Annotated in this window: 9 protein-coding genes; 5 read left to right on the forward strand and 4 right to left on the reverse strand. The window is 63.9% G+C overall.

From position 1 onward, the window contains the following. The first annotated feature begins 18 nt into the window (after nt 1-18). Nucleotides 19-879 (forward strand): prephenate dehydratase, encoded by an 861-nt coding sequence (locus tag ACP2YP_RS36085; protein WP_426421062.1) that lies wholly within the window; start codon nt 19-21, stop codon nt 877-879. Between the two features lie 112 nt (nt 880-991). On the opposite strand, the gene ACP2YP_RS36090 is transcribed toward ACP2YP_RS36085, so the two are convergent. After that, entirely contained in the window at nt 992-2,008 is a 1,017-nt protein-coding gene (locus ACP2YP_RS36090; RefSeq protein ID WP_426421063.1) for an LLM class flavin-dependent oxidoreductase, read from the reverse strand. Between the two features lie 394 nt (nt 2,009-2,402). Between ACP2YP_RS36090 and metF the strand changes: the two genes are divergently transcribed. Further along, complete coding sequence (gene metF, locus ACP2YP_RS36095; protein WP_426421064.1) at nt 2,403-3,329, forward strand: methylenetetrahydrofolate reductase [NAD(P)H]; 927 nt, start codon at nt 2,403-2,405, stop codon at nt 3,327-3,329. 6 nt (nt 3,330-3,335) lie between these two features. Continuing rightward, a complete protein-coding gene (metH, locus tag ACP2YP_RS36100) occupies nt 3,336-7,187 on the forward strand; it encodes a methionine synthase (RefSeq protein WP_426421065.1) in 3,852 nt (1,283 codons plus the stop codon). Between the two features lie 317 nt (nt 7,188-7,504). On the opposite strand, the gene ACP2YP_RS36105 is transcribed toward metH, so the two are convergent. Further along, nucleotides 7,505-8,134, reverse strand: a complete 630-nt coding sequence (locus ACP2YP_RS36105; protein WP_426421066.1) for a glutathione S-transferase family protein — start codon at nt 8,132-8,134, stop codon at nt 7,505-7,507. Between the two features lie 167 nt (nt 8,135-8,301). On the opposite strand from ACP2YP_RS36105, the gene ACP2YP_RS36110 reads away from it, so the two are divergent. Further along, nucleotides 8,302-9,249: a threonine/serine dehydratase gene (locus tag ACP2YP_RS36110; RefSeq protein ID WP_426421067.1), complete on the forward strand. Its 948-nt coding sequence runs from the start codon at nt 8,302-8,304 to the stop codon at nt 9,247-9,249. Between the two features lie 167 nt (nt 9,250-9,416). On the opposite strand, the gene ACP2YP_RS36115 is transcribed toward ACP2YP_RS36110, so the two are convergent. Then, entirely contained in the window at nt 9,417-10,175 is a 759-nt protein-coding gene (locus ACP2YP_RS36115) for a CPBP family intramembrane glutamic endopeptidase (protein WP_426421068.1), read from the reverse strand. 296 nt (nt 10,176-10,471) lie between these two features. On the opposite strand from ACP2YP_RS36115, the gene ACP2YP_RS36120 reads away from it, so the two are divergent. After that, a complete protein-coding gene (locus tag ACP2YP_RS36120; protein ID WP_426421069.1) occupies nt 10,472-10,843 on the forward strand; it encodes a BBP7 family outer membrane beta-barrel protein in 372 nt (123 codons plus the stop codon). A 129-nt stretch (nt 10,844-10,972) separates the two neighbouring features. Here ACP2YP_RS36120 and ACP2YP_RS36125 read toward each other — a convergent pair whose 3' ends face one another. Next, entirely contained in the window at nt 10,973-11,569 is a 597-nt protein-coding gene (locus ACP2YP_RS36125; protein ID WP_426421070.1) for a GNAT family N-acetyltransferase, read from the reverse strand. Between the last annotated feature and the right edge of the window lie 181 nt (nt 11,570-11,750).

Consider the following 11,750-nt stretch of genomic DNA (forward strand, 5'->3'; position numbering starts at 1 on the left):
GCTGCTACAAGGCCCGTCATGAGCAAGCTGAAAATCGCATTCCAGGGCGAACCTGGCGCCAATTCCCACATCGCCATCGTCGAGGCCTATCCCGACGCCGAGCCGTTGCCCTGCGCCACCTTTGAGGACGCGCTGTCGGCGATTTCGTCGGGTGAGGCCGATCTCGGCATGATCCCGATCGAGAATTCGGTCGCCGGCCGCGTCGCCGACATCCATCATCTGCTGCCGGCCTCCGGCCTCTTCATCATCGGCGAGTGGTTCCTGCCGGTCCGCCATCAATTGATGGCGGTGAAAGGCACGAAGCTGTCCGACATCAAGTCCGTCGAGAGCCATGTCCACGCGCTCGGCCAATGCCGGCGCATCATCCGCAAGCTCGGCATCAAGGGGATCGTGCACGCTGATACCGCCGGCAGCGCACGCGACATCTCCGAGCGCAACGACAAGACCGTCGCCGCGATCGCCTCCCGCCTCGCCGCGCAGATCTACGGCCTCGACATTCTCGCCGAGGACATCGAGGACGAAGCGCACAACACCACACGCTTCGTCGTGCTGGCGCGCGAGCCGAAATGGGCCGCGCAAGGCTCTGGCCCGCTGGTCACCACTTTTGTTTTCCGGGTGCGCAACTTGCCTGCCGCGCTCTACAAGGCGCTCGGCGGTTTTGCCACCAACGGCGTCAACATGACCAAGCTCGAGAGCTATATGGTCGACGGCAATTTCTTCGCCACACAGTTTTATGCCGATGTCGACGGCCACCCTGAAGACAAGGGCCTTGCGTTTGCGATCGAGGAGCTAAAGTTCTTCTCGCGCGAATTCCGCATTGTCGGCGTGTATCCCGGCCACCCGTTCCGCGCGACGTTCAGCGAGACGCAGCAGGATTGAGGCCGTCGTTCCGGGACACGCGAAGCGTGAACCCGGAACCTCGAGATTCTCTGGTGCGCAAGTGCGCACCATAGTTCGATGCTTCGCTTCGCCCCGGAATGACAATCATCGTCTACGCTGCGCTTTTCGCCAGCCCAAACGCCTCTGCCAGCAGCGAATACGACTTCTTGCGCGCGTCGTGATCGTACACGGCCGTGATCACCATCAATTCGTCCGGCTTGCTTGCATCCATCAGCGGCTGCAGCTTCTTCTGCACCGTCGCCGGATTGCCGACGAACAGGCGCGAGCGGTTGCGCGCGATCGAGACGCGCTCGGAATCCGTATAGGGATAGGCCAGCGCCTCCTCGGCGCTCGGCAGCGGCAGATATTGACCGCGATCGCGGCGCAGCCGGTTGAGATCGAAAGACGTGGCGATCTTTTCGGCCTCCTCGTCCGTGTCGGCCGTGATGACGGTGACGCCGAGGATCGCATGCGGTGTCGCGCGCCAGGCCGAGGGCTGGAAGCGATTGCGATAGTGCACCATCGCGTCGATCGCATCATGGGACGCGAAATGATGGGCGAAGGCGAAGCCCATGCCGACTTGCGCAGCGAGCTGCGAGGAATAATCGCTCGAGCCGAGCAGCCAGATCGGCGGCAGCTTCGTATCGTCCGGCATTGCGACGACGTTGTGGTAAGGATGGCCTGCGGGGAATTCGCGGGTCTCCCACAGGATCAATTCATGCAGCCGCTCCAGGAAATCGTCGCCCTCGCGGCGGTCGAGCCGGCTGCGCAGCGCATAGGCCGTAGCGCCATCAGTTCCCGGCGCGCGGCCGAGGCCGAGGTCGATGCGGCCGGGAAACAATGCCTCCAGCATCTTGAAGCGCTCGGCTACCACCAGCGGCGCGTGGTTGGGCAGCATCACGCCGCCGGACCCGACGCGGATGTGCTTGGTCACCGCCGCGATCTGCCCGATCATCACGTCGGGCGCGGGGCTCGCGACCGAGGCAAGGTTGTGATGCTCGGCGAGCCAGTAGCGGTCATAGCCGAGCCCATCGACATGGCGCGCCAGGTCGATGCTGTTGCGCAACGCCGCAGCGGGCTTTGCGCCAGTGGTGACGACGGAGAGGTCGAGGACTGAGAGCGGGATCATGGCGCGCTAACGTAATGGAGGGCCGCGCGGCGGCAATGGGCCAACCGCGCAGGTCTGGCGTGTGCTGGCGCAGAGGTCGCGCGAACGGCAGAGCACGGTGTTGGGACGAATGCAGACAACATAACGCCAAATTCATTCTGCCCACCAAGCATCGGTCGAGCTTATCCGCTACCGAAAATAGATCTATCTAACTGATATTATTTTATAATATATCTCCCTAGGTCATTTCCCACCTTCATTCGCCGTATCGCAATATTCGACATATTTCTACTAAGAGTGGGCGACTTCCCATCTCGGATGGGCTGTCGAGAAAACCGGCTTTGGCCTATCTTAGCCTCTCCAAGCTAGACCCGGCCGCCAAACCGCTGGCGAGCGCCCTGGAGTGAGTGGTGCCATGACCGATTTGACGATTCCTGCCCACACTGGCGGGCAAGACGGGCACCTCGCCACAAAGCGGCCTGCGATCTCCTTCGAGTTCTTTCCGCCCAAGACGGAAGATATGGAGCGGAATCTCTGGGAGACCATCAACCGGCTGGCCCCGCTCGATCCGAAATTCGTCTCGGTGACCTATGGCGCCGGCGGCTCGACCCGCGAACGCACCCACTCGACCATCTCGCGCATCCTGAAAGAGACTGCGCTGCTGCCGGCCGCGCATCTGACCTGCGTTGGCGCCTCGCGCGGCGAGATCGACGAGATCGTCGACCGCTATCACGAGGTCGGCGTCCGCCACATCGTCGGCCTGCGCGGCGATCCCGCCGGCGGCATCGGCACGCCCTATGCGAGCCATCCTGACGGCTATCAAAGCTCGGCCGATCTCGTCGCGGGGATCAAGAAACGGCACGCAGATATCGAAGTCTCCGTCTCGGCTTACCCCGAGAAGCATCCCGAGGCGCGCGACTTCGACGCCGATATCGATACGCTGAAGGCCAAGGTCGACGCCGGCGCGACGCGCGCGATTACGCAGGTGTTCTTCGATAACGACCTCTACTTCCGTTATCTCGACCGCGTCCGCGCCCGCGGCATCAACATTCCGATCGTGCCGGGCATCATGCCGATGCACAATTTCAAGCAGGCGAGAGCCTTCGTCACCCGCGCCGGCACCACCGTGCCGGACTGGTTCGCCGCGAAATTCGAGGGCCTCGACGACGACGCCGAGACCCGCAAGCTGGTGGCCGCGACCGTCGCGGCCGGCCAGGTGCAGAAGCTCGCCAAGCACGGCGTCGACACCTTTCATTTCTACACCATGAACCGCGCCGATCTCGTGTTCGCGATCAGCCATTTGCTCGGCATTCGCGCCAAGAGCGCGCAGAAGGCGGCTTAAGACACCATGACCGTATCCACCTCGCCCAAGCGAACCGGCCTCATCAACGCCGCGCGCGAGCGCATCCTCGTGCTCGACGGCGCCATGGGCACGATGATCCAGAACCTGCAGTTCGACGAGGCCGCCTTCCGCGGCGAGCGCTTCAAGAATTTCCATCGCGACCTGCGCGGCAACAACGATCTCCTGATCCTGACCCAGCCGCAGGCGATCGAAGACATCCACGCTGCCTATTTGCGCGCCGGCGCCGATATCGTCGCGACCAACACCTTCTCCACCACCTCGATCGCGCAGGCCGATTACGACCTCACCGACATCGTCTACGAGATGGCGCGCGAAGGCGCCCGCCTCGCCGGCAATGCCGCCAGGCGTGTCGCGGCAGAGGACGGCAAGCCGCGCTTCGTCGCCGGCGCCATTGGACCGACCAACCGCACCGCCTCGATCTCGCCTGACGTGTCCAATCCCGGCTACCGCGCCGTCACCTTCGACGACTTACGCAAATCCTATGGCGAGCAGATCCGCGGCCTGATCGACGGCGGCGTCGATCTGCTGCTGGTCGAGACCATCTTCGATACGCTGAACGCCAAGGCCGCGCTCTATGCGATCGCCGAGATCACCGAGGAGCTTGGCATCGACATGCCGGTGATGGTGTCGGGCACCATCACCGACAAATCCGGCCGCCTGCTCTCCGGTCAGATGCCGGAAGCGTTCTGGAATTCGGTCCGGCACGCCAAGCCCGTCACCATCGGCTTCAACTGCGCGCTTGGCGCCGAAGATCTGCGCGCGCATATCGCCGATATCGGCCGCGTCGCCGACGCGCTGGTCTGCGCTTATCCCAACGCCGGCCTGCCCAACGAATTCGGCCAGTATGACGAGACGCCGGAGTATATGGCCCGTCTCGTCGGCGAGTTCGCCCGCGACGGTCTCGTCAACATCGTCGGCGGCTGCTGCGGCACCACGCCGGACCACATCGCTGCGATCGCTGCGGCGGTCGCCCCGCACAAGCCGCGCATCGTGCCTGAGATCGCGCCAAAGCTGCGGCTCTCCGGCCTCGAGCCGTTCGTGCTGACGGATGCGATTCCCTTCGTCAATATCGGCGAGCGCACCAACGTCACGGGATCGGCGCGCTTCCGCAAGCTGATCACCAACGGCGACTACACGGCAGCGCTGCAGGTCGCGCGCGACCAGGTCGAGAACGGCGCGCAGATCATCGACGTCAACATGGACGAGGGTCTTCTGGATTCGGAAGCCGCGATGGTGACCTTCCTCAACCTCGTCGCCGCCGAGCCCGACATCGCCCGCGTCCCCGTCATGGTCGACTCCTCCAAATTTTCGGTGATCGAGGCCGGCCTGAAATGCGTGCAGGGCAAGCCGGTCGTCAACTCGATCTCGATGAAGGAAGGCGAGGAGAAGTTCATCCACGAAGCCAGGATCGCCCGCCGCCACGGCGCGGCCGTGGTGGTGATGGCGTTCGACGAGGTCGGCCAAGCCGACACGTTCGCGCGCAAGACCGAGATCTGCAAGCGCGCCTACGACATCCTGGTCAACCGCGTCGGCTTCCCGCCGGAAGACATCATCTTCGATCCGAATATCTTTGCGATCGCGACCGGCATCGAAGAGCACAACAATTACGGCGTCGACTTCATCGAGGCGACGCGCTGGATCCGCAAAAACCTGCCCGGCGCGCACATCTCGGGCGGCGTGTCGAACCTGTCGTTCTCGTTCCGCGGCAACGAGCCGGTGCGCGAGGCGATGCACTCGGTGTTCCTGTATCACGCCATCAAGGCCGGCATGGACATGGGCATCGTCAATGCCGGACAGATGATCGTCTATGACGACATCGACGCCGAGCTGCGGCAGGTGTGCGAGGACGTCATCCTCAACCGCGACCCCGGCGCCTCCGAACGGCTGCTGGCGCTCGCCGAGAAATTCCGCGGCAAGAAGACGGAGAGCAAGGAAGCCGATCTCGCCTGGCGCGAATGGCCGGTGGCGAAGCGGCTGTCGCATTCGCTGGTCCACGGGATCACCGAGTTCATCGAGCAGGACACCGAGGAAGCCCGCAAAGCCTCCTCGCGCCCGCTCGACGTGATCGAGGGCCCGCTGATGGCCGGCATGAACGTGGTCGGCGACCTCTTCGGCGACGGCAAGATGTTCCTGCCACAGGTGGTGAAGTCGGCGCGCGTGATGAAGCAGGCGGTGGCTTGGCTGATGCCGTTCATGGAAGAAGAGAAGGCTCGCAACCTCGCCAACGGCATCGGCACCGAAGGCTCCTCGTCCGCCGGCAAGATTGTGCTCGCGACGGTGAAGGGCGACGTCCACGACATCGGCAAGAACATCGTCGGCATCGTGCTCCAGTGCAACAACTACGAGGTGATCGACCTCGGCGTGATGGTGCCGGCGTCCAAGATCGTCGAGACGGTGAAGGCGGAGAAGGCCGACATCGTCGGCCTGTCCGGCCTGATCACGCCTTCGCTCGACGAGATGGCATTCTTCGCCGGCGAATTGCAGCGCGAAGGCCTGAAGCTGCCGCTGCTGATCGGCGGCGCCACCACGAGCCGCGTGCATACGGCGGTGAAGATCGACCCGAGCTATCGCGCCGGTCCGGTCGTCCACGTCAACGACGCCAGCCGCGCCGTCGGCGTGGCGTCCTCGCTGCTCTCGCCCGAGAAGCGCGACGCTTACGCAGCCGAGGTGCGCGCCGAGTACGCAAAGATCTCGGATGCGCATCTGCGCGCGCAGGCCGACAAGAAGCGGCTGAAGCTGGATGCGGCCCGCAAGAACCGCGTGCCGGTCGACTTCGCGGCCAACAAGCCGGTGAGGCCGACCTTCCTCGACACCAGGAGCTTCGACGAATACGATCTCGCCGAGCTCGTGCCCTATATCGACTGGACGCCGTTCTTCCAGACCTGGGAGCTCGCCGGCCGCTTCCCCGCGATCCTCGACGACGCCAAGGTCGGCGAGGTCGCACGCTCGCTCTATGACGACGCGCGCAAGATGCTCAACACCATCGTGAAGGAAAAATGGTTCCGGGCGCGCGCCACTGTCGGCTTCTGGCCGGCGAATGCAGAAGGTGACGACATCGTGCTCTATGCCGACGAGAGCCGCACCAAGAGCATCGCGACGCTGCACACTCTGCGCCAGCAGCTCGAGAAGCGTGAGGGCCGCTTCAACGCGGCGCTCGCCGACTTCGTCGCGCCCGCGGGCGTGCCCGACTATGTCGGCGGCTTCGTGGTCACCGCCGGCATCGGCGAAGACGCAGTCGCCGACCGCTTCAGAAGCGCCAATGACGACTACTCCTCGATCCTGTGCAAGGCGCTGGCCGACCGGCTGGCCGAAGCGTTTGCCGAGCGCATGCATGCTCGCGTGCGCCGCGAGTTCTGGGCCTATGCGCCGGACGAGGCGCTTTCACATGACGATCTGATCCTCGAGAAGTATCAGGGCATCCGCCCCGCGCCCGGCTATCCCGCGCAGCCCGATCACACCGAGAAGGCGACGCTGTTCGAGCTGCTCGATGCGGAAGCGACCGCCGGGGTGAAGCTGACTGAGAGCTTTGCGATGTGGCCGGGCTCGAGCGTATCAGGGCTCTATTTCGCGAACCCCGAGAGCTATTATTTCGGCGTCGGCAAGATCGAGCGCGACCAGGTCGAGGACTACGCCGCGCGCAAGGGCATGACGGTCGCCGAGACCGAGCGCTGGCTCGCGCCGGTGCTGAACTACATCCCGTCGCGCAAGGAGGCCGACAAGGCGTTCCCGGCGACACCGGCGAATGACGAGACATCGAACGATCTCGCCTCGCATCCGCCAGGCTGCACCTGCGCGGTGCATCTGGTCTGGCAGAAGAAGCGCGCGGGCGCGGGATAGCCGCCCGCGAACTCAAAAAGCGAAAACAACCCCATACACAGTAGGGATGGGGTTGACGGGCTTCAGAGATTTTCGGTGTTACCGAAAATCGCTTGCTCCGTCGGGCAAAACACCCGTATTATCTGATCATCGAGCCCTGCGCCGGTTTCGCGCTCCGGCAGACGCAAGCGCTCCGGTCTTGTGCCCCGGACGCTGCGCAGCACGAAGTGATGCGCTGCAGAGCCGGGGCCCACGCCTTCCCGCAATCCGTGCGACATGGGTCCCGGCACTGCGGAGCAGCGTTGCACGCTGCACCGCGTCCGGGACACGAAGCATGCCTACCCCTGCGGCGGCGCCAGCGGCTGCACGATGTCCTTGAACGGCGCCAGCGCCTCGCAGCGCTCGGCGTGGGCCGCGAGCGCCGGATAGCGCGCCGAGTCGAACAATTGCGGATGCGCCTCGCGGGTGAAGCGGACGACGCAGGCGACGGCGATGTCGGCATGACCGATGCGGTCGCCAAGCCAGTACGGCGTCGCCACCTTGGCGCGCTCGGCCTCCAGCACGCCGAGCACGTCGCCGATCTGCGCCTGGCAGCGTTCGACCCATAGCGCAAGCTGCTCCTTCCGCAGCACGCGTTCGTAGAGCAGGCTGACCGCCTTGTCGCCGAGGCCGGAGGCGAGCGCGCAGATGCGCAAATGCCGGCGACGCTCGACGCCGCTTCGCGGCAGCATCGCCTTGTCTGCGCCGACAAGCTCGTCGAGGTAGTCCAGGATGATCGTGCTCTCGATCAGCGCTTCGCCGTCCTCACACACCAGGGTCGGCACCCGGCGCAGCGGATTGTACGGCGCGATCTTGTCGGCATCGCCGAAGGTCGACCACGGTCTGTGCTCGAAGGCGAGCCCGTAGAGCCGCAGCGCAATCGCGACGCGGCGGACGAAGGGGGAATCATATTGGCCGATCAGGAACATGGTTCTCGCTCTTCTCTGGCGTTGGACAAGGCAGGGCCGATCAGTTTCCACGATGAGATCGTAGCCGCGCAAGGACAATCCTGGACTTATCCTAGAATTGGAGCATTGCGCCTGACGCAACGGCGCTCGCGACAATTTCTCCCGGATGCGCTATCAAGGACGGCATCATGACAGCGACATCAGACATCAATCGGGAGCGGATCGCGGCGACCGAGGCCGTCATCCGTCCGCACATCAGGCGCACGCCGCTCGTCCAGGCCGATCTCGCCGATTTCGGCCTGCCGGCGGCGCCCGTCACGCTCAAGCTCGAGATGCTGCAGCATTCCGGATCGTTCAAGGCGCGGGGCGCTTTTGCCAATCTGCTGCTGCGGCAAGTGCCGCAAGCCGGAATCGTCGCCGCATCCGGCGGCAATCACGGCGCGGCGGTCGCCTATGCGGCGCAGCGGCTCAAGATTCCCGCCACGATTTTCGTTCCTGACATCACCTCGCCCGCCAAGGCCGAGCGGATCAAGGGTTATGGCGCGAAGCTCGTGATCGCGGGCAACCGCTACGCCGATGCGCTTGCGGCCAGCGAAGCGCATGTCGCAAGGACCGGCGCGATGGCCGTTCACGCCTACGACCAGATCGAAACCCTGCTCGGCCAGGGCAGCGTTGGACTGGAGCTGGAGCAGGACGCCCCTGACATCGACACGCTGCTGGTGGCTGTGGGCGGCGGCGGACTGATCGGCGGCATCGCGGCGTGGACCGCCGGCAGAACCCGCATCATAGCCGTCGAGCCCGAGCTCTCGCCGACCCTGCACAGCGCGTTCGAAGCAGGCACCCCGGTCGACGCACCGGCCAGCGGCCTCGCTGCCGACAGCCTCGCGCCGCGGCGCGTCGGAGAGCTGATGTTTCCGATCGCGCGCGCCCATGTCGAGCGCGTCGTCCTCGTCAGCGACGACGCGATCCGGCAGGCCCAGGCCGCGCTATGGTCGCGCCTGCGTCTGGTCGCCGAACCAGGCGGCGCGGCGGCGTTCGCTGCGTTGCTCTCCGGCGGCTATCGTCCGTCGCCGGGCGAACGTGTCGCGGTGCTGGTCTGCGGCGCTAACACGACGGCGGTGAGCTTCGGCAGTTAGGCCGTGTACCTATTAACCCGGCGGGCTCATGTGACTGTCGACTACGTCCGCTGTGCTCCTCTAGCGACCAAGTTTGTGCGGCAGCGCTGTATGTCGCGATGGGCCGCAAGCAGGCATCTGGCTGCCTCGGGTGGCCAACGCACACGTTGGAGTGATGCAGCCGGTCGTTACAGCCGTCCCAAAGGTCCGGGGAGCGCGATATTAGAAAGGTAAAGAAGCCAAGCGAGCAGCGGATGAAAGAGGGTGAGTTGGGCGTTGAAAAGCACGTGGGTCAACCAACCGGGCACCAGGGATTTGTAACGCAAGCGTAACCCGTTAGTTGTGGTTCCCAACAGGATCATCGCGACGCTCCAAACTAAGCCGAGTGGCAGAATGTGATTGGCAGCAAACAGAAGGCTGCCCAATACCAGGATGTTGAAATCCTTCCAGCCAAGCCGACGCAGCCAAGTGACTAATAGCCCACGGTAAAGCACTTCTTCGGTCACGGGCGTTGTAACCACGAACAGAAACACGACTATTGCAACTGACCACGCGTCGTTGAAATCGATGTGGACGTTCTGGCTTCGGGCGCCAGTTATTTGAGTTAGCCAATGCGTCACGACGGGCACACCGAATATGACGATCACCGAAGCAACAATGCTCCCTGAGAAGCTGGACCAGGTGAGCCGCCGGAAAACAAAGACCTCCCCTTGCATTTCATGGCGCCTTGACCAGAACCATGCCAGAGCCACGGCAATCCAGCTACTCGCAGCATAGGCAAAGAGCCCATAAAGCCTGACGTTTTCAGGTGCCGGCAATCGAACGGCTTCCCCCTGTGCTATTTGCCAGATTGCTTGGGCGGCAACACCGATAGCTGTGATGACTACGGCCAATCCAATTGGAGACAGCACAATAGCGAGCACAACAGCGCTCAGGCGCCAATGCATCCGTGACAAATTCATCCCGACCTAGAACTCGCAGGCAAAGATCGACAGGGCTTCGTCGCGTGGAGTGAAGCGACAAAACGCTACACGCTGTAACATTGCGACCGATTGCGTGTCGTGTCAATGTCCAACATCTTGTGAGCGAGGTCGGCTTCGGGGCATTTTCGACGGTTTCAGCGGAGATTGTCGGCTGGCAGATGTCCGCTTCTACCCCGTAAGCGTCCAACCGGGCCCCGCCCGGAAGCGTTGCGTCTGGCCACACCCCTGTGATTCAAGCGTCCAAACTGAGGGCTCGAATCATGAGCTACGAACTCACCGATTATGAATGGATTGCTATCAAGCCTATGCTACCGAACAAGCCGCGTGGCGGGGGCGGCTTCCTCGCGCTGTCCAGCAATATCGGCCATTACGACCAGACCCGCTTCGCCGTGGTGTCGGAGCTGTCACTGAAGGCGGGCTATCAGATTGCGCCCGCCTGGCGCCTGACCGTCGGCTACGACGTGCTGTACTGGACCGGCGTGCAGCGCGCCGGCGGGCTGATCGACACGACCGTCAATCCGAACCTCACGCCACCGCCGGCCGGCGGCGGCCCGAACCGTCCCGCGCCGATGTTCAATACGACGAACCTGCTCGCGCAGGGTTTTAGTTTCGGCGTGCGGTATAATTATTGAGGGCAGCGTAGCAACGCCTGTACTCCGTCATTGCGAGCGTAGCGAAGCAATCCAGTGTCTTTCCGCGGAGGCAGTCTGGATTGCTTCGTCGCAAGAGTTCCTCGCAATGACGGTGGAAGGAGCCGCGCGCTAATCAATGATCGGCACATGCCTCGCCGCCGTGCGCGGTGCCGTGCCGTCGAGGCGCGGATCGTCCGCCACCTCGATCTGGCGGCGGAACGGACGAAAGCCCGAGCGCTGATAGAACGCAACGGCCGACGGATGATCGAAGGTGCAGGTGTGCAGCCAGAAGCGGCGCACGTCGTCGCGTGACCAAGCACGCTCCAGCGCGCGGTTCATCAGGAAGCGGGCGGCGCCGGTGCCGATCAAGCTACCGGTGACGCCGAAATAGACCAGCTCGCATTGGCCGGGGTCGCGGAAATCCAGCTCCAGCAGGCCTTCGTCGCGGCCGTCTACGACGAGCGCGTAGACCTCGATACCTGCGGCGTGGATGATCGCGGCGAGTTCCGTGTCGGTCATGCGTAGCCGCGAGAACCACAGCCATTCCTCGCCGACGCGGCGGAAGAAGTCGCGGTACCAGCTGAGTGCTGGGGCGTCGGCCTTGCACAGCGACCACGCGCCGGGTGGATCGTCGCGGGCAGCGGGGCGTGCGGTCATTTCGAGATGGGTGACAACCGCGGCGATCTTGCCGGCGGGGATGTCGGAATAGCCATCGGGGAGGATCATGGGCTGGCTCGTTCAGATTGGGCCAAAGCGGCAGCCATACATTCAGTGTCGTCCCGGCGGAGGCCGGGACCCATACTCCGCAGCCGGCGTTGTGAACGGGACTCGCCGTCCCAACGCCGCAAAATAATTTGCACTCGTGGTTATGGGTCCCGGCCTTCGCCGGGACGACGGTGTGCTTGTG

Origin of the sequence: Bradyrhizobium genosp. A, assembly GCF_049949275.1 — a bacterium.
Taxonomy (GTDB): domain Bacteria; phylum Pseudomonadota; class Alphaproteobacteria; order Rhizobiales; family Xanthobacteraceae; genus Bradyrhizobium.